The organism is Marinobacter sp. BW6 (assembly GCF_008107725.1).
GTDB lineage: Bacteria > Pseudomonadota > Gammaproteobacteria > Pseudomonadales > Oleiphilaceae > Marinobacter.
In genome coordinates this window covers 188083-208065 of the sequence record NZ_VIRN01000035.1, presented here as the reverse complement: position 1 = coordinate 208065, position 19983 = coordinate 188083, and the positions used below count along the sequence as shown (strand labels likewise).

At 48.9% G+C, this 19983-nt stretch carries 13 protein-coding genes; 2 read left to right on the top strand and 11 right to left on the bottom strand.

All coding sequences use genetic code 11. The features are described from left to right. Positions 1 to 526 precede the first annotated feature (526 nt). From FMN52_RS01045 to FMN52_RS01010, 8 genes are all read right to left on the bottom strand, one after another. Entirely contained in the window at positions 527 to 1942 is a 1416-nt protein-coding gene (locus FMN52_RS01045; protein ID WP_148606870.1) for a hypothetical protein, read from the bottom strand. Positions 1943 to 2076: 134 nt separating this feature from the next. Continuing rightward, positions 2077 to 2664 carry a hypothetical protein gene (locus FMN52_RS01040; RefSeq protein WP_148606869.1) on the bottom strand — a complete coding sequence of 196 codons (588 nt, stop codon included), beginning with the start codon at positions 2662 to 2664 and terminating at the stop codon, positions 2077 to 2079. 647 nt (positions 2665 to 3311) lie between these two features. After that, the gene (locus FMN52_RS01035) at positions 3312 to 3776 is read right to left on the bottom strand and encodes a hypothetical protein (protein ID WP_148606868.1); all 465 of its coding nucleotides are present in this window, start codon (positions 3774 to 3776) and stop codon (positions 3312 to 3314) included. A 26-nt stretch (positions 3777 to 3802) separates the two neighbouring features. Then, on the bottom strand, positions 3803 to 4897 hold the full coding sequence (locus FMN52_RS01030; RefSeq protein ID WP_148606867.1) for an AAA family ATPase: 1095 nt from the start codon (positions 4895 to 4897) through the stop codon (positions 3803 to 3805). 160 nt (positions 4898 to 5057) lie between these two features. Then, positions 5058 to 7187 carry a hypothetical protein gene (locus tag FMN52_RS01025; protein ID WP_148606866.1) on the bottom strand — a complete coding sequence of 710 codons (2130 nt, stop codon included), beginning with the start codon at positions 7185 to 7187 and terminating at the stop codon, positions 5058 to 5060. A gap of 273 nt (positions 7188 to 7460) precedes the next feature. Continuing rightward, positions 7461 to 8906, bottom strand: coding sequence for a hypothetical protein (locus FMN52_RS01020; RefSeq protein ID WP_148606865.1), 1446 nt, complete (start codon positions 8904 to 8906; stop codon positions 7461 to 7463). A gap of 100 nt (positions 8907 to 9006) precedes the next feature. Then, on the bottom strand, positions 9007 to 9480 hold the full coding sequence (bamE, locus tag FMN52_RS01015; RefSeq protein ID WP_148606864.1) for an outer membrane protein assembly factor BamE: 474 nt from the start codon (positions 9478 to 9480) through the stop codon (positions 9007 to 9009). Positions 9481 to 9686: 206 nt separating this feature from the next. Further along, positions 9687 to 10466 (bottom strand): ADP-ribosylglycohydrolase family protein, encoded by a 780-nt coding sequence (locus FMN52_RS01010; RefSeq protein WP_148606863.1) that lies wholly within the window; start codon positions 10464 to 10466, stop codon positions 9687 to 9689. Positions 10467 to 10604: 138 nt separating this feature from the next. On the opposite strand from FMN52_RS01010, the gene FMN52_RS01005 reads away from it, so the two are divergent. Further along, positions 10605 to 11234 (top strand): sigma-70 family RNA polymerase sigma factor, encoded by a 630-nt coding sequence (locus FMN52_RS01005; RefSeq protein ID WP_148606862.1) that lies wholly within the window; start codon positions 10605 to 10607, stop codon positions 11232 to 11234. Positions 11235 to 11295: 61 nt separating this feature from the next. After that, the gene (locus FMN52_RS01000) at positions 11296 to 11775 is read left to right on the top strand and encodes a hypothetical protein (protein ID WP_148606861.1); all 480 of its coding nucleotides are present in this window, start codon (positions 11296 to 11298) and stop codon (positions 11773 to 11775) included. Between the two features lie 262 nt (positions 11776 to 12037). On the opposite strand, the gene FMN52_RS00995 is transcribed toward FMN52_RS01000, so the two are convergent. From FMN52_RS00995 to FMN52_RS00985, 3 genes are all read right to left on the bottom strand, one after another. Next, on the bottom strand, positions 12038 to 16729 hold the full coding sequence (locus tag FMN52_RS00995; RefSeq protein ID WP_148606860.1) for a tetratricopeptide repeat protein: 4692 nt from the start codon (positions 16727 to 16729) through the stop codon (positions 12038 to 12040). 357 nt (positions 16730 to 17086) lie between these two features. Then, the gene (locus tag FMN52_RS00990; RefSeq protein ID WP_148606859.1) at positions 17087 to 18769 is read right to left on the bottom strand and encodes a hypothetical protein; all 1683 of its coding nucleotides are present in this window, start codon (positions 18767 to 18769) and stop codon (positions 17087 to 17089) included. Positions 18770 to 18879: 110 nt separating this feature from the next. After that, positions 18880 to 19500: a hypothetical protein gene (locus FMN52_RS00985; RefSeq protein WP_148606858.1), complete on the bottom strand. Its 621-nt coding sequence runs from the start codon at positions 19498 to 19500 to the stop codon at positions 18880 to 18882. Between the last annotated feature and the right edge of the window lie 483 nt (positions 19501 to 19983).

Genomic DNA, 19983 nt, shown 5'->3' with positions numbered 1-19983 from the left:
TCTTCAAAATCTATCTCTTACAAACTACTCACAGAGCGCCCATAACAGATAGCCAGTTTCTTTGCGTTGCTCAGCGGTGGATCGATGTCAGTCATAGTATCCTCCATATTGCCGATTGTTTTCTGAGCAACCTAGAAACGCACCTCGACACCTCGCTTTGACTTGCCTAGCTGCGTCCGCACAAATCTCAGGTTGTACGGCAAACAAATTTTGGTTTCGCTACCGTAAAGCTCCCGCCATCTTTTTACTTAACTTCTAGCTGAGTATTGACCGGTCATGGTCAAACCCATAAAGCATCAATTTGAAACTGGACAAATTTCGGAGATACCAACCTTCAGGACGGAACCGTCGCTATATTTGCAGTACTTAGCACTGCCTTCTAACCAACTACCTTGGAGGGTCCCATAAGCCAAAACCGAAAAAGAAGCGGTAAACAGAAAAATACAGAATGAAACTCTCATTGCTCACCTTTGATTTGTGAAGTAAAAAAGCCGCTTCAAAAAGCGGCTCCTCATTTGCTTATAAATTACAGAAGATAATCGATGATAGAAGCAAATTCAGATTTAAACCGTGAATAGGTCAGATTAGGGTAACCAGAAACCTGAACCAAGTCCTCAAACGCTTCGTTAAAGCCTTTTGAATCACTATCTCCATCACTATAACTGACAAAACGCTGAGCAAAATAGAGGTTGGTCAGTTGACTATTTTCCTCTTCTGACTCAATTCCCTCAACGATGGTAGCGTAGTACTCAGGATTAAGATCGAGCCGATTCAAAGCGTTCTGATCGACTAAAGTAGTCGCTTCAATTTTTTCAAACCCCGGAAAAATTAAGCTAAAAGCTAGACCTTCAGTGAACCAGAAAGGCATATTCGCCACGTAGTTATAACGGTACGTTGTCGCCAGATGCACCCCCAAGTACTTTGCCATCGATAATCCCACTTCGATATTGGAAGTACCGGTAGCGATTGTAACGCTGTTGATACCTACTTCCGTATCAAATTCATTAGGAATATTACCTTGTGAAAGCAAGCAAAGGTTGACTACAGGGTCAATTACAGGGCTATCGAAGATGGCAGCGTACCTCGGATCGGCCGCCAATCTCTCGTAATATGCAACATCAATCCCAAAGCCGGGATCTCCAACAGCATCATAATCAATTCCACCGGCGTTTTCTTGGCTTTTAAACTCATCATAGTCAGCTAACTTTGACTGAAGGCTGATAATATCGTATTCCCGAAGCGCAGATGGCAACTCTAAGAAAGTCTCAGCTACCGCCTCGCGATAGGCCTGCATGTCACCAGACTCATAAAGCAACCTTTCTTCCTGCGTCATCGCATAACCTAGCTCAACTGCGACGTCATGAAGAGGTACCGTATATTCAACACCTGTAAATGAACCGCCAGTTTCATAATTGAAATAAAAATAAGGGACGCCATTAACTGCGTAGTTATCGACAATTTCCCGAATAACGCGAGGTCGTATAGTGCTAAATAATTCAGATTGAAATTCCTCTTTTGATGAACCAATTGCAGCCAATGCCGTCTCAAGTGTCCCGAGAGCCTGATCACCAGCTACTTTTAGTTCAGAGTCCGTCACCCCTCCATCGGAATAAACCCTTACAAATCCATTGTCGTAATACCGATCATCTCGATCCACGCAACTATCTGCGTTGGAAGCGCCGATTTCATCTGTCATCGGATCAAATTCTTTACCACTCGCTGACACACTCTTAATCATCCCGGGATAGTCAAACACAATTGCGTTAACTGTTTCCTTGGGATCAACTTTCGGGACTTCGATCTCAATCGGTTCCGAGGGATTGAGCGTTCCCGATTCTTCTGACGCTGAGCCTGAACTATCGCCGGCGCTGCCGCCGCCACAACCGGTAGCCAAAATGGCCGTAGTAAAACAACACGAAGTCAACGCTTTAGAGAATTTCATTTAATGTCCTTATTCTATTTTCTTGGCGCAGTTCTGATCTGACTAATCTGGGAATTGCGGAGGAAACATCACCACCAGGCTATGAAACGAAGTGGTACTCGCAATTTATGATGCGACTAAAAAACTGGAATCCGCTAACGAGAGATGTCCCTCATCATTAGGCCTTTGGACTCAATTCGGCGTAGCGTAATATAAATACCCGAAAGATATTTCATTGCGAATGTGGCCAACATCGCGCCGATAGGAAGCAACAGCGAAGAAGCCCAAATAGACAGTTGTGTGCCGCTATTGTAGACGTTGCTGGAGAGAGCTGCGGCTGTTATGACGCTGAGAATGCCAACCAGTGCAGTGAGAAACCACATGAACTTAACAATTGGCTGATCTTCATCGGATACGATAGCCGCGGAAACGGTCTTTCCGGAGGCTTTTTCAGGTTCGAGAACCGGGGTGATTTCGTTCTCGCTATACAACCTCGCTGGGCCTTCAAATTTCACTTCAGTATGAGTGTTAGCGTGCTTCTGAATCTGGTCAGCAGAAACTCCTTTCCCCTCCAGAACCAGCCATTGGCCGTTTTCCAGGACGTTCACTGAAACCACAGTCTCGTTGGTGTTCAGACGGTTTTTCATTATTTCGTGTGCCTTTGCCCGAGACGGCGCATCAACCACGGTGGCAAGAAAAACGTCAGGTGTTTCGCAAGTACTTAAGAAACGATAGGTCGACATTACAAACTAGCTCCTTGTTAACATCCAGGGTTTTCGGATCAGCTTCTGGCAGAGGAGAGGCTAGGAACGTAAAACCGCGTAGCACTGCTTCTCGACCATTGGCGGACGAGTAATCCATTATTGGCTTCAAGTTCGGCTCGGAATTCATCCCAAAGCTTTTTTGGAATTTCATGACGAGTTTTGTTAGTCATTACGTGTTGCACTAAGAATTAAACGCTATTATTTCTAACTAGATGGTCCAAAAGTCTGATATCAATAATCCAACGAAGAGGCTATTGCCAGAGCATCCAACAAGCAGAACTCGCAGATCGCAGCCATCTCAAAAGCCTTATTGAGCTCCTTTTTTAGTGCGTCAAGTGGTTAAAGACTATTAGTCAGTGGCATTTGAATTGGACCGTCTCGATTTTTTATTTTTCGTTTTGGGTATGCCATCGACTGGCAACTTATTGGGCAATCCTTGAACGATAGCAGCCTACCTGAGCGCGTAGGTTACTGATAATAATGCACGTTTGGAAAGTGTAAACAAAAACATTGTCAAAAACCGCAAAATCCCTGGACAAACAAACACGCGGCCAGCTCTAGGTGCCAAGAACCGCTGATTCCCCAGGCTCTGACAGCTGCATAGATTTAAGTTATCCAGGGCAAGCCTAAATGGTCTGAACAACTTTCTTGAGCAAAAGACAATCGGCCATCGCACGATGTGGCCGGGCCAATTCCGCTAACGATTTATTCAGTTGAGCTCGCTTATTGAGGCTAACAGCCTGATCAATTGGCATAAGAAAAGCGGGGCACCGCTTTCCAACTGCATCAAAGAGTTGATTCAACCATTGTTGATCCTGGTAAGGAGCGTCCGAAAAAACCGGATGATCGTTTAATAGTTGTTCTAATCGATTGGCGACTACCACAACATTTTCTCCGCGTTCGCAGCATTCACGACGGCTAATGCCATGTATCGCCGACTCCGCAAAGTCATCCCAGCTGTCCCAGCCGCCGGCGCTCTCCGGATTGATGAGGACAGAGAATTCGTCGGCTCCTTCCAAAGCACACCAGGCAATCTCAATGGGGTAGCTTTCTTCGTTCAGGCCACTGGCCTCAATGTCGAGAATGTACACGTCAAAACCCTCCATGCTGTGTCGGTTCACATAAAACCGATTTGGCGTTTGCGGTCTTGAATAGAAGGAACATGCTCAGGTCTTAGCCTAAAGCGCTCCTGACCATTCGACTCCCCGACAGCGCGGATAACGGCTCGCTCCAAGTTCAGTTTCATGTCACGAATCGAGCCTTCAGTCAGCCTAACGAGAATCGCGTTGCTCAAAAGGTCAGGAAAATGGACCTTCACGTTGAAGCGTTCCAATAGCTGTCGATACATTTTCTGAGCGAGCAAACGCATCTCCTCTCGGGAAGGTGCTTCAATGTGGAAAGATGAAAGCCGCGATCTCAACGCCGGACGTAAAGCCTCCAGGTTATTGGTCGTGCAGAAAGCGAGAACGAAGCTCGTATCCATGGGCAGGTCCATAAATAGGTCCCGAAAGTGCCCCGCGCTATCCCGATCAAACAGCGTATAGAGAGGATGTATAACCGAATGATCTTCCGTGTCCTTGGCCATGCACAACTCGTCGAAGAGGATAACAGGCTGACCTTCCTTAGGCTCCTCTTCCAGTAAGATCCTGGCAATCTTGCCCGGCCGTGCTCCTCGCCAGCCCTTCGACATGCCTGCAAGTTCGAACTTATCCATCATCTGGGAGATTTTCAGATCATGGAACGGCTGCCCCAATGCCGTTGCCACAGCCCTAACATAGGTTGTTTTGCCAATGCCCGGAGGTCCCTGAAGATTGATGACTGGCAAGGAAAGCGGAGCCCCTCCCAACAGAGAGATTTTGTACCGGCCGATGATCTCTGTAGTCACTTCACGAAAGTTGGGAAACTTCGTCCGTAGAGCATTCAACTCATCGAGAACCTCAACACGGCACACATGGAGCTGCCTCTCTGGACCATTCTCAATAACTCGCTTGATGAATGCCTCTTCTTGCTCGGACTCAGCGACTATCGGATCTATTCGCTCCCAATCACCGGAGCGAAAGAGCCTGACAGTTACCTTGTTATCAGGGTTGTACTCCTGGCGATCCAAGCCCCTTTTCATTTGCTCGCGAATCAAATCATCAATACTGATCTGTTGGCGACCGGATGCGTCCTCGGTTTTACTAGCGGTTGGCAGGCGCTTAGCTGAACTCATTCACATTCTCCCGAGGCAAAGACGGAAACTACCCTCCCCGCGCAGCAAACATTTGTCTCCTGCTTGTCTAGAGAGGGTTCGCATTACTAAAACGTTTGAACCCGAAAAAACCGGAAAAGTCCACGCGCTTATGGTTCGATTAAACAAGTTCCGGTAACGATTATTCGTCATCCACAAAAACATCGAACAGATCCTTCGGAGGCTCCGCCTCAGAATCCTCATGGCCAAAATACTGCTCAATTGAAACTCTGCTGTATTGGGACTCAAGATGACCCAAGCACTGGCAGATACATCCCCAAAGCTTTTTCGAAAGCATCAGCGATGCACTACCGGTGTAAAACCTCACGAAAGCCTCTGCAGGGTTCTCATCATCATCGACTGGAAAGACTTTGACCTGCTCATGCACATCGGGGGCTGTTTCCCTCATCAACTGCCGCACCAACCCACTCTCAAGAGGATCACGTTCTCGCACCCGCCTATCCGTTGGCCTCATGTATTCTTCAACAAAAGGCATCACGGTGATCATCGGAACTTCGCAACGCCAACCATGAGCATCATGACGCGTAATAGAGAGGATCAACCCTCGCTGCCAAAGGGTTGGAGTGAGACCTTCCATATAGCCCTGCAAGCTGACGCAGTACTCCGCGTCCTCACAGACGACCACGTCGACCTCATGATGATCCGGGCACAGGTCCGCCTGTGAAATTTCAAGATCCTGCATGATGCTCAAGAAGCAATCATTAAAGGAATGACGAATTGCAGAGACTCCCGCCATCGGGGGTCTCGAATTGAGTTCGTGAAACGGGTTCTTCACGAAATCCAGAACACCCTCATAGTTGGGAATTCTTTCAGGGTCTGGCATACCCGCGAAATATCGGCTCATGTAAGGAGCACCAGGGATAAAGCCTGCCTTGACTCGAGAAACCAACGTCCCTTTGCCATGGCGCTCCATGGCTCGGCCTACCACGTAGGCTTCACCCGCAGGAAGATCACTCCTTACCACTGAACTGATCTGCTCCGCATCCGCTGCTGATACCCTCCCCTTTAATAGTCGATCCGTTGCCGGATCCGCCGAGGAGAAGGTGATGACGGTGCCAATATTCTGCAGCAGACAATCGAGCGCAATGCCAGCCCCTGCCTTTGACTCAAGCGCCGAAACACTCTGCGTCGCGACGAGGTTGATATGTCCATAACCCCTGCAACGATCGAAGAATGTCGTGTCATCAAACAAGCCGTTGTGCCCAATATCCGCATCGAGATTGATCAGATGCTGGTATTCATCAGCCGCAAAGAATGTATAGAAAAGCTCGCCACACCCCACTTGTTTGTGACGACGAAAGCCAGTGATCGTCGAAATGAGGCGGATCCTAAGGAGCTTTGAGATGACGTGCGCGGTTTGACCAAACCGGTCAACTGGAATGTCCATCAACAGAACTTTGCGATCCCGATAGAGCAAATCCTCCATTGAAGGCATTGGCGCTTCAGGCTCTCCATCATCGGTCTGCTTCGGCGAGAACTTTTCCCGCAAGCACACATCCGTAGAAAATGGGGCCAGTGCACTGATCAAACCGTTGGTTTGCCAACTGTATTGCTTTTGCACGTCTTCCATTACCGGCGCACCGATATCCAAGAGTGCCGAATCACCCATTGCAAGAATGCTGAATCTGTTGGACCTGACGGCCTTTAGAAGCTCCAGGTAATCGCTAGGCAGGCAGCTTTTGTACTTCAAAAATGCATCAGACAGACCGACGAATGCCTGTGGATCTTTCAAGGCATCCACGATGTCCGCCAGCGTCGGCTCTCTGTCCATTAGCTGATAGGTCTTCCTGACGAACTTCGCATCCTGAACGCCCATGGCTCCCCAGTATGGCTCCTTAACGCTCGTGCGATGCTCGTTCAGAAACGCCGTGAACTGCTCGTCGGATAACCCCTGGATCAGGTTGTAAGGCGTAGCGTCCTCATCCGCACCGATCACCATCACCCGTTCCGGATATTTCTCTGCCAAATGTCGGTATTCGCCTTTCACATCGACAACCAGACCGGAGCATCCTGTCTCGATTAGACGTACAATCGCCGGCGCCTGAACGGAGGTCGTCTTCCTAGAGCCTGTAGCTCCCAGCGTGATCAAGTGTCGATTCGCATCATCGAAGGTAATGACGACAGCGTTGTCCATACCATCATGGATGGACGTTGGCCCGTCGACGCCATCATCGTAGGTTGCATAGCGACCATGCAGCGGCTTCGAGTCAACACCTTTCATCACGATCAGCGGCTGGTGGCTCAAACTCATAGGCATCTCCTTACGTAATGGTGACGGCATCGAACTACCGACTCACCAATGTTTCACAAGGTGAGCGGAAGTTTTGAAATCGTAGTTTCGAGCCTAGTGAAGAGTACCTTTCGATGCTCTGACCGAAGGACTTCAGAGGGCGTGCTAACTAAAACGTAGGAAGGCGAAAAAACCGGAATATTTTTGGGAAAATTCAGCTTCTGGGATGGTACAGAACCTGAGCTCGCGCTATTTCGAGCTCAGGCCATTCATTACTTGATCCAATAGAGTTCGTCAGGCTTTCTGACGAATATCGGACAGATAATCCAGTAACCCCTCCCACATCTTCTGCTGAGAATCATCTCTGCGACGCTCTTTGATGAACTCACGATCCATCGGGACCTGAATTTGCTCAGCTTCAGCCATCTCAGGGTCGGTAAGGTCCGCATACCCATGGGCACGAATGACCTCTTTCGACCGGCCTCTTGAAGCCAACACATCGGTGACCGTCGCTACACCTACAAAACCTGAATCAACGTTTTCAAAGTATCCATTTTTGATATCAACTTCGCTATGCAGGCTCACATCGCCCAACTCTATGATGTGACGTTCGAATAGATCGCTCTGCACTGCCTTCACATAAGCATTCCGTGTCTCAACGTACCCATCTGGGTAGGTTACATCGACATCGTAGAGCAACTCCTGTTGATATTCGGGAGCCTTCAACCGTTCCAGCTTTTTCTCAAGAACCGCAGCTTGATGAGTCAGCTTCGAGACTTCAGAGTTACGCTCACGTTGTGAACCGAGGGTCTTTGCGGCTTCTGCATGGGCACTGCTCAATGCGACCTGCAGCTCTGAAACCTTAGCCTTGAGGCCGCCACTGCCATCATTTCCAATCGCGTGCATGACCTCAGCCAGCTCCCGGAAGTTGGAGCGGAGGATTTCTCGCGCCGCACTCTCAATTTCTGGTGTTTCCAGAAAAATAGTGCCTATGTGAAGATACGAGCATTGATTGTTTAAATCGCGGGTATCTATGGTTTGATAGCCTCGTTGAGCCGGGCAGTCAGAGGGCAGATCATTTCGGCCAGTGTAGTCCAGAGAGCGGTACTCCCCGATTAGGCTCTCGTCGTAACGCAAAGATCGACGGCCTTTGTAACCCAAACGCTCTGCCAATTTTGACATGCTGGTGGCTGCCCTCTCATAGATCGCACCCACCTCTTGTTGAGCGGCGTTGAGCTCTTCAACGGCCGCATCGTAGGCTTCCTGTTCACCTTTTACTGCTTCCTCGAACTTTGCTGTAGCAGTTTCCAACTTCTGCAAATTAGTCCTTGCTACATCTAGAGCCTTAGCTGCTTCAACTATATCGGCTTCAAGAACTGCCTGAGTCTTTCTGTAAATTACGTTGGCATCATCCACAATCCTCTGAAGCATCAGAGTCATTTGCGAATTATCCACTCCCGAATATTCAAGAGGAAAATCAAGTTCATCCAAGCTGCCGCTATCTATCATTTGTTGCCTGATTCGATATTTAACCCCTTTGAGCAGATCCAGGTCTTTTTCATAGGCTAGGACTGCACCCTGGGCCGTATCCTTCAAGCCAAAAGCCTTGCCGGTAATCTCATCAATGTCAGCAATCTCGCGCACTATTCTGGTATCAACGACACCTGTTGAGGGGTAGTCAGAGCAACCAGCAAATAGCGAAGCAGCCAAAGCCACGAGAAATAGCCATTTCCTTTTCATAGGGGATCCTTCTTAAGTCCGTTTCTGTGCGCACGCTGATGCAGTCTGAGATGGAAACTGCAAGAGCGGCTGTAATTGCGTGGAGGTATCAGTGAAGTATTTACTGCAGACCGTTCGCCGCATCCAATAGCGGGTTACCACTTGAACTGGCACGGGTGTTCGTTTTGTAGGCCTTGGTCAATTGCCCTGACGCATCAAACCTGACAATCGTCGTCTCGTTGATGTTTTGACCGAAGTGGGGAATCTCACTGTACGGGTAAGACCAGATCTCTCCATCATTGGAGCTATCAATCTCTGGGGGGTAGCCAATCAATTGCTCAACCTGAGAAGCCGGCATGCCAACTTCCAACCTGGCCAGCTGCTCCTCGGTAACCTTGACGCCATTGGTGTATGGCTGAAACATTCCCCCAACTGCGGAACCAACGCCATTAGCCACTTGTTGAAGTGCGCCACCAACTTGGCCCGCTGCATCAGAAAAACCGTTGTTTTTGCCACCATTGGCAGCGCAACCAGTCAGCGCAATCCCGAGAACGAAAGTTGCAGTCCCTTGCTTCAATTTTGACATCTTAGTCATGAATCACCTCTTTTTGCTTTTTTGGAAGGGCGAGTCATTCGCCCCGCGGGAAGATGAACGCCCCAAAAGGGGAACACAATTAAAACATTGTAAAATATGTACTTTTTGGCACGAATAGCTTACTATTCGACCTGTTTTCGACTTATCCTTGCTTTTCCATCTTTCTTAGATCCACGTCTCTGATCGCCCTCTCACAAGAACGGTTATCACGAGACGGTAGAATGGGTTAATGAGAGTTCACTCCCCAGCAGGGAGATGCGGAGCATTCGAAAAAGGTCGGGGTGGCAGCGATTGAGTTCCTCTAGTACGTGCGTCAAAAGATGCGAAGGACAACCCCAAAGTCCTTCAGAAATGGCTCCTGCCATGGCACATACCGAGTCGACATCTCCGCCGGCCGAGATGCACTCTCGCATGCACGTCTCAAAACTAACGGTTCGGCAGGCAATTTCTATCGCGGTGACGACTGACTCCCACTGGAACGGCGACCCAGAGCGGGGAAGCTGGAATAGCGATGGGCAATGCTCTACCGCGAATTCGTGTATATCTTTGGGAGCATATTGGCGATGGGCCAAAAAAGTCGCGCCACCGATTAATTCAGCCAGCTTTACGGCGAGTTCGTTATAGTGAGTTACCATGGCCGCTTTTCTGGAGAGAAAAATTGCCTCTTGAAGATTGTTAGCGAAAATAGCGACAGGACTGACGCGAATTGCTGCACCATTCCCATGGTTAAAGTGCTGCTGCTCGTCGACGCCATGTGCCCACTTATACATCGGCTCAGAAAACCCAAGGTTCTGATAATCCCTAATGCTTTCTCGATAACTGGCCTCCAGGTCCCCTTCCACTGCCCAGGTATAAGATGTAGCGATGGTCAGGACCGTATCATCCGTAAAGTGGCTCACATCGCTGAGAAGCTCACCCCTAAACTGAAAAGGTTCTACTCCCTCCCACGAACTTCCAATGAAATCACCAACGATAGCTCCAAGCATTTCAACTCCTCAGTTGTGTCGCTGAGGACTAAAACGGTTGGGGATGAGAAAAACGGAAAATAAAAAATCTTTCCGCTCTTTCCCGAGTGGCTCGTTTTAGATGGATGACCAGAAGACAAACATTACCGAGGACTGCGAATGACTAAAGTTGCCCGAGCAAAGCTCATCGAAATGCTCAACGAAACCTTTGCAAACAAGAAAGTTAAGATTGAAGAGGCGATTTGGGCCGAATTTGGTCCAACCAACCCTCACGCGTTCACACAATCTCTTGTCGAACGTGCACCGATTGATAGTTACGAGTATTTCTTAGCAAAGCTAGAGGGCGGGGAGGAATCGAGCTTCGACGACTGTAAAACAAACGATGATGTTTTCTATCGGCTTAAGCAAAAAGCGAAGAACGTCGCCATGGATTATGCCCGCCGGAAGAGCGCTTCCAGCATCGTTCACGGCATTCTTGATGCTCCGCGCTCCGAGGACGAACCAGTCACTAATCTGGAATACTTCGAAGCGATGAGCATTACCCACGACGCAGATCCACTTCTAGATAAGCTAACTGTGCAGGCGATTGCAGAAAAACTGTCGGAACTCTCGGATGAGGACAGGCAGTTCATGGATAAATTAGTTGGAGCACAACTGGATGGTGGTTACGTTCGCCCTCCCCTCAAGGCGGTTGCTGAAGAACTGGGCACAACCACTCACAAGGTTCAGTATCGGTGGAAACAACTTCAGAAGAAGATCCTCGAACTGACTCAGGAAGACAGGGATTAACCACCGCCCATTTTTGCCCCGGCTGTCTCTTAATTGCCACAAAGTAGGAGGGATCGCTCTGATGAAAATCAGCCCTGAGGTACTTCAAGTTTTCGGTGAGGCCGGAAAAACTGTTCAAGATGCACTGCAGGAGCGGCGGCTGACTGCGGTTTCAGTAGAAAATCGCAGCGGGCAAAAATACGTTCAAGTCATCGCACCATGGCCCATTGATTATACCGCTCTGAATGAGGCCCAGAACGTATTGAGGACTGAGCATCATTTACCGGTATACCTTGAACCCATTAACCCTGATCACCCGATCGCTCGATATCCGATCGAAGTGGCAACCAGCTCAGCCTTTTTTATGCTTATTGTGAGAACGTTGCGTAAATACCGTCTTTATCGGCCTCGCTTTGGAGGGCCGACGGATGGGCTTACAGTCACTGTAACTGTGGGAGAGCCGTTCGATTGGGGCCGAATTAATGCAGCGCAGAATGAATTGAGGGATTATGCGACCTTTGAGATTTTTGTTGAGCCGAGGGATTTATCTGTATTGCGCTAATTAACCTGTCAATGAAACTATTCCCCAAAATCATCCTTAAGGTGGCGGTGGAAATGCCGAATATCAGTCACCTGTCCCAGAGACCGATCTGCCAGGGATCAGTTGAGATCGTCAATAACTGCTGAAGGCGAAACTGAAAATAAATGAAAATATATGTTCCACCGGAGTTTATCTAATTGCCTCGATTAACCCTAGGACAGCGTCTTATCCTTCACTTCAGTCGCCACTACATGCTTTAACATTAAGTCAATAGACACGTCACTCATAGTGACGTGTCTATTGACTGCGCTTTCTCTCGCAAAAGACGTGCACTTTCAAAATTCCCCAAGAATTCATGACAGAAGGCAGTATTATTTAGATTTTCCACATAGTTTATCGCCCAGTTCTCTGGGTCTTTTTCATAGGCGGACTCACGAATCGAAAGAGCCTCTTCATAAAGTCCCAAAGCTTCTTTCATTTTGAGATCCGTGCATAGGGTGAAAGCAAGGTCAGCAAGAACCGCTGCGTAATTCTTTACCATATGATCGCTGTCGGCATCACGGTGACATTGCAAAGCGCTGACGAGTTCGCGCAGCAGGCTCGACGCCTCTGACCACGAATGGCCAGACATTAGAATGTCGGCCAACTCTCGTAAACCATACAAATAGCTAGCCTCCCACAGCTCCGGCCTTTCCTTGTAACCCTTCCTCGCATACGGTAGAAGATGCTCGTATGTCGATATTGCGTCTTTTACTCGGCCGAACGACCTTAGCGCGCGGGCATAGTTTAACCAACTTGCGACCTCCGCATCCCTCCAACGCTCACGATCTTCCTCGTCTTTTGTGGGAAAAACCCAGACCAATTCATCATATTGAGCGAGGCAATCCTCAGCTCGATTCAAGGCTTCAAATGTTTTCGCTTGTAAGGTTAGGTTGAAGATCAAGTGTTCGCGCCATCGTGTCGGCGTCTTCTCGCTTCTGGATCTAATAATTGGTAAGGCTTTTTCTAAGCAAAGCAACGCATCTTCAGGTTGATTGAGCGAGCCTAGTGCCAATGCTTTTTTATGCAAACACGAGACATACAGGAAATCCCAACGTTCTGGAACTTGAGAAAATCCTCTCTCAATGACCTCAAGAGCCGTTGAGTATTCTTTCATTGCATCCTTGTACCGATCCAAAGCTTGGTAAGTGGACCCCAGGTTGTGAAGACAGGTAGCAAACTGCATTTCCCAACGTTCTGGCGCCTCGTCATAGCCATCTCGAATAACGGAAATAGCCTCTAGGTATCGGACCAACGCTTTCCGAGGGTTTTTAGGTTTCAGAGCTAACGCGGAATTGGTTAGAGTTTTAGTATAAAAAATCGCCCAACGGTCGGGCGCGCTTTCGAGACGTGGTCTAATAATCTCAAGGGCTTTATCATACCGTTGTAAAGCGCCGTCGAGATCGTCGAGATCATCTAAAGTCAACGCCAAGTTATTTAGACTTCTTACGTAGTCCTCAGAATATTTATGAGCTTCAGTTTTATATAGTGTCTCTCGAATAGCTAATGCCAGTTCTAATTTTGGAAGTGCGTCCTCATGTTTGCCTAAAGACTGAAAAATCGATGCCAAATTATCGACATTAGACGCGTAGAATTCCTCTCCTATCTTCGGCGTCTGTTTATAGTGTCGCTCCAGAATAGACAGAGCCAATTCTTGCTTTGGCAATGCCTCTTCTGGCATTCCCATAGCATCGAAAGTCATGGCCTGATTACCCAGATTCGTTATGAGCCATTCCGCCCAACGGTCTTCATCAACCCGATAGTTGCTCTCAATTATGGCATGGGCTTCTGTATGGGACAGGATCGCGACTTCTGGTCTGCCGAGAGCCTCACGCATTGCTGCTAAGTTATTTAAGCTAATTGCAAGACCCTCAGCCCAATAGTCGGGGTCCTCACTGTGACCCAACCGACTAATCGATAAAGCTTCTTCACAGATCACCATTGCAGCGGCTAATTCGCCTCTAACGTGAGTTTCAGTTGCTAAATAATTCAGACTCAGCACATATTCTTTAGCCCAGTCCCCAAGATGACTAGTTAAGTCCATCATAACTCGGTACCGATATCCTGTTAGGGCGACACGAAACCTTGCCTTCTCGATTTCATGGACTTCCTCCCAAGCAAGCTTGTCGACGAACTTCTCATTCCAGTTATCGAACCAGGATTCCCCACTAACCCAAAGATAAGCCACAATATTTTTCAGGCTTTCATCAATTTTGTCTGGCGTCGAGTAAAGATCGAACAATCGTTGAGTGAACTGTCCAGCTAAAAACTGACTTAGCAAGTCATGCTGATGAGAATAACGAATGCTTAAATTAGTGTTGTCTCGAATCCGCCAAACAATTTCATACGCCCGCTCCAAAACCTCGTACTGTTCCAAGAGCGAGGTATGGCGACACCTTTCCCGCAAGCTTTGGGTCAGCGGATACAATTCAGGGTAGTCCTCATAAGGCAAATCAATTAGCTCACGAAGTAACTGTTCTACTAACTCAATCCGAAAAGGACTGCCGAGGACTGCAGAAAACAACAAGCTATAACGAGCGGTGCCCCCGTATTCCCCAAAATACTGCTCGATAAGGTGTAGGCGTTCCTCCAGCACGGCATAGGAGGATAGATTAAAACGTTCCCCTCCGAAGGTTCGTCCGGTCTCAATCAGATAGCTGGCCTGGTAGGTCTCCCTAAGATTCCTGAAAACTCTGTTTAGAGCCTCCGTCAGCCCCCCGCTCTCCGGTTCGTTGAATCGATAACGATTCGTGTCCGGAAGCGACTCAATCAGCCGGGGCAGTTCAGGATTGCGGCGATAAAATTGTGGATCACTAATCACGTTGAGAGTTTCAATAGCAAAAAGAGTAATAATCTCTGAGGCGTTGTTTGCCCCGGAAAGGTTGTTGGTAACAGCGGCCGCAAATTGTTCCGCCTGTTCCTTCGTGATGTCGCCATAGGTCAGTTTTATCAGTTTAGCCAGCATCGGCTGATCCATACCTTTGAGCTCAAGGCAGCTGACCAAGGCTAGATCTCCTATCTGTTTGCCTTCTTTTTCTTGTTCCTCGTCATGGTCTCGTTCCACATCGACCGATCCTGCATGGATAAGCCCCAGTTCAGTAAACAGTCGATTCCGATTCCAGTTCAACGCTTGATGCTCGCTAGATTCTCCGGTGGTAGTGAAGCTGTCCGAACCGCGGGCGGTGGCGAGGATGTAAACTGGAACGTCAGCGGGCCATTCCTTCAGCAAGAACTCGGCGGTGAAATCATCCACCCACTGCAAGTCGTCGACCAGAAGGAGCAAAGGAAACGCGCTTCCTCTGGGTTGGCTTTCACTATCGGACGAGCATTTTTCAGCCAGTTTGCGTATTTCCAAAAGCGATGCCCGCAACAACTCAAACTGCTCTTCCTTGTGGTTGGCTCGGTAAGATTGACCGAACTCCTCCTTGCGCATACTGCGCATTTCATCTTGTTTGCTCCAGCCTTTGACACTGCCTGCAACTCCCATAACGGCATCTATGCCCAGAAGCTTGGAGACCATTTTCGCAACGCGTCCTTGCATCCGCTTTATGGCTTCAGGGTCATCGGATGTGGCATCATCTTTCCAACTTTGAACCCCTTCGGTGATCTGATGACTTGATCTGGCCAACCAGCCAACCCTTTTCCGATAAACTAAAGTCAAACGCCGAAGCTCGTCCGCCATTGAGTTCTTTAGCGATGCTAGGCCTGTTGCCTGGGCACTGTGTCCGGTCTGATTAAGCAGCCTCAGGGTTGGAATGCTCAGCCTTTCGGGATAAGCGGTGTCAGATCGGATCTTATCAATGAATTGGTTGGCCAGAGCAGTCTTACCGGTACCCGGTTCGCCCCTAATCAGGCACCAGGTTTGATTTGAGGCGGTGTCTGGTTGTTCGCAGAGACTTTTCCAATACCGCCGAAGGCTTTCAAGCTCTTGGTTACGGCCCACGAAGGTACTGGCACGGACTGCCGGCACGGGAATATCCGAGTCCAGCCGTTCCAGAAGGCTATAACGCGACGCCATCATGCGTAGACGGGAGATGGCTTGCTGCTTATCAGCCATTCCTTTGTTCACGACTGTGTCGTTGAGCTGCGCGCCAGTGAAGGTGAGCACTACGCTGATCCCGACGGTCTTTGCCCTGCCCTGTCCCGAGGAGTCAGCATGGGCAACTTGGCGCAAGTCTTTTTCCAGGGAAACCAGCATGGCCAGCAACGCCAGGGAGGCGTCATCCAGGCGGAATGGATCGTTCACCACAATGACTTTAGGTGCGCCCAGAGCGGTGACCAGCAGCATTTCCAGAGCCAACTGCAACGTTTCGTGACTGGTGGCTTTGTCACTCAAACGGGGTGCAAGTTCTTTCAGTCGCTTTCGAGCATCCGGGGATAGATAAATGCTGTCCTCTGATGAGAACTGCCCTGCTATGGCTTCCGCGCCGGTTCCACCAATATCGCCAACAATCTCGCCGCTTTCATCGGCCACACTTTCGACACCCGCCTCAACAGCTGATGTCAGGACGTCAGATGCACTGCCATTGAACTCCGCCAGGTACTCCATCATTTGCCCAGCGCCAACGCTCAGGCTATCGCCTACCGCCTCACTAACCACGCCCCCAAGGGCCTGGTTCAGGCCAAAGCCCGCTAATTTTTTTAGTATTTCGCGCTTGTGCAGGTCGTCGAATTCGTTATCGAGGCTGCCGAGCAGACAACCGAAAATGGACAATGGTCCCTGGCCTTGACCTTCACCCACCACGAGGACATTTGTCTTGCCATCCTTCACGCACACATCATAAACCGCCGAACTGGCATCGCAGACCACACGAATTGGGTTAGGGCTCTGATCAACCCAGGAATCCAGATCACTTTGCAAAACTTCGATTAGCAAAGCCTGCTGTTTGGCTTTAAGAAGGTCCTTACCAAGATTGGACAGGCGGTCGTCTGACATAGGTGCGCTCCGGCATCGGTTTTTCAGGAGTTGGAAGGGGCACTGGAGGGATACTAGATTCGCAGCGGCACGTTAAACGGATTCATGCTTTTGCGGGTCAGTTCATGCGAAGAACGGGGAGGCGTTCAATTATCGGGCGAGCCTCTCCATAGCCACCACCTTTTTATTGAGGGACTAACTATACACGCTAAGGCTCTGAAGATTATTGGGTTTTTCTTAAATAAGTAGAATTTTACAATCTTTGACAGCATCGTATTCAGAGCCGGACTTTTCTGACAATGAGCGGTACTAAAACGGGGTCAGGGCAGACCAAAATCAAATGAATGGTCGGTGTCCGGTTTAGCGGGGGCAACTACACTACCCAAAGAGCATTAGGCCTGTTGACGCCACCTCATCCTTGAACTCTTTAGTTATTGAAAACGCCGGCACCTCAGGCCCATCGCGCATGAGGTCAGAAGCTGCGATCGCCTTTTTCGCATCAAGCAACGAAGAGCATGCCTCTAAGAAAACTTCACCTTTAGGACCGAGAACTTCGTACAGGCCTTTTTCTGTTCGAAGTACCATTGGTGACTTATCGTTAAGAGCCAGAATTAGAGAGGTCTCAGGCAAACCCCATGGCTTGACCAGCTTAGCCAGTTTCCTGGGCAATAGCTTGTCATAGAACTCACGGCCACCGTCCGTAAAGTGGCAGCCGTAACGCGCTTTTTGTATCTCAGAATTCGCGATTGCAATAGCATCGACCTGACTCTTGGCCGCTAATTGCAGAACAACCTTCAAGCCAAGCTCATACCAATCAGAAAACCAAGGCATCGACCGCAATTGATCGCTCCCGTCTCTAAATGTTTGTCCCCAGTCCGATCTTTTCTGCAACCAGTCGCTTTGAAGTTCATCAACGAGGAGACATCGAAGCCCATCGCGTGAATACTGTATCGATGTCCGAACGTGCAGAAGGACATTGTTCACTTCGTAGTGGGGGTTATTTTCAAAACGATGAGGAAAATCATCGAGAACCAACAGATGTTCCTGACGCTCGTCGGAGTCGGCTAAAGTATATTCAGCCCATTGCGCGCTATCTGAGTATAGCGCCCAACTCCTAACCACTCTGTTGATTGACGATAACACCCTTACTGCAGCATCTTGAATTGTGTCGTCAGTGATGTCAGCTCCAGGACTCAATGGTCTGCCTTTATTATCGATAGCGATCCAGCCGCAGCTGCTCCCGAGCAAATCGTTCTTGGAGAACCGAACAACAGAGAAGCCCAATGAAGGGTGCTGGAGAACAACACGGCTATCTTCACCGATTTTCGGCAGATTGCGCCTCTCCCCCCTACGGAGCCCCCTGTTGCAGCGCCATAGTACGCCAGGATCCGGTGAAACCGATCCTACCAAGCGATACAATCTTGGGATTACATGCCGAAGTCGAAACTCAGAATTGAGCTGACTCGGATCGACGGGGCCCGGCGGCCGTCCATAAAAAGCCCAACGAACCAGATCATGCCAAAGGCACTCTTCTTTGCGAAGGCCTGGTTGTTTTAGCATCCGGTTGCGAAACTGGTCCTCAGGGCATTTGTCTTTAAATGACTGCGCCCATTCAGTTAGGCGAGACCGCCACTTCATTGGAACTTCTAAAATCCGAAAGGTACTTTCTCTGGCATTTCCCCGATACGTCTCAAGCTCAGTGAATAATGCCGTCAAATCCTCTGTAGAGAGCAAAACTTGCAACTCCTCAGAATCCGATTCTGGCAGGCCCACACAGAACTGATCGGTGGTGTTAAGCGAGTACCCGCAGAACAAATACTGAACTCGCGGATCCTCCTCTGGGTAGATCTCTATCCATTCAATCAAACTCTTTGTTTCCGGGCTTTCAATGTTCACTTTTAATAAATTGCTAACCTTGAGCAGTCGGTTCCGGGCGCGCACAATTGTTAGCCCGAACGTACGACCGGAACTCAGAACAAAAGCAATGGCTGGAACTGGAACCGAAACCTGAATAACGCCCGGCAGAGTACTGGGAAAAAACGGGTCGAGTAGGTTGTTCAAGCTTCGCCCTCTATTCCTGGACCGCTGGAGAGTGCCATCACTCAATCCAAGATCGTTGCATAAGCTGCTGATAATCCATCCCTTCCCTCTCCTTGGATATGGCTTGCTGTTTAGGACATAGCGCCGGCATGAAATTCCGGTCTGAAGCCAGTGGCCAAAACATTAACCACTGAACGTGGTGTCAATACATCGACGTTTGCCGGAAACCTTTCCCAATCTGATGGGCTATAGCCGTTGAATCCCCATTCCAAAATTTTCCCCTCGCAAACAGCGAAGCTCTTATGATCAAACTCAAACATCGCGCCATGAGGCAAGTCCGATAATCGACCGCTCCAGGTCAGTTTTTTCTCGGCCTCAATTCTTTCCCCATGCAAAACTTCATCGATTTCCGGAGCTCGGATGGCAGAGCCGCCTTCCCAAAGATTCCCGTCCATCCAGGCCGTGCGAAACTCGTTGTAGCGGCTGCGTCTGCACTGTGCGCAAGGCCTATGGCCCGCTGCAAACGCCGTAACCTCGTCGAGAAAGAAAAGTTCTGTATACCCATTCGCTGACATTAAATCCCTTTTTCGGCCCTCAAAATCTAGAAGGCAAATAATCCAGGCTTTGGTCTTATACTGACGTTTAAGCTCCTTGTGAATATTGTGGAGCACGCCGCGATTTCCCATGAGCATGCCTCTGGCATCGTTTGTTTCGATAAGACCACAAGGACTGACTCTATTCTGTAAAGGCATATATCCTGCATTCCTTGTCCAACTCTTTGGTTATATGTCTGCGCCTTTCGTGTGCCGTCGCTATTCCTGAAAGCACCTTTAGATTTGTTCCTTAAAGCTTATTTCTCGCCGGCGATTAGGCCTGTACCCACGCAGAGTAGACTAGTAGCACAACTTCTTTCGCGAAAAATTGTCTAAAGGCACGGCGAGCGATAATTTCCCACGCCCGCTTGCCACATAGTCGAAAAAAGGAAACATGGTGCCTTTCAACCCCCGTCACAGGGGCCCCGGTAATCGCAATGAAAGCCCTATTCCAAGGAATTATCCGGTTAACTGTTTTTGGCTGCTCCCCAATCGACGAGAGTCCCCAGCCATTGTTTGGTTTAATAAAGAGCATTTACTTCCAAATCTGAATGAATTTAGTAAAGGGGACCAGGACAATCCCAAGATTTAGTATTTTTTAAGTAACAACGCTTTTCAAAGTATGAGTTGTCGTTTCCGACA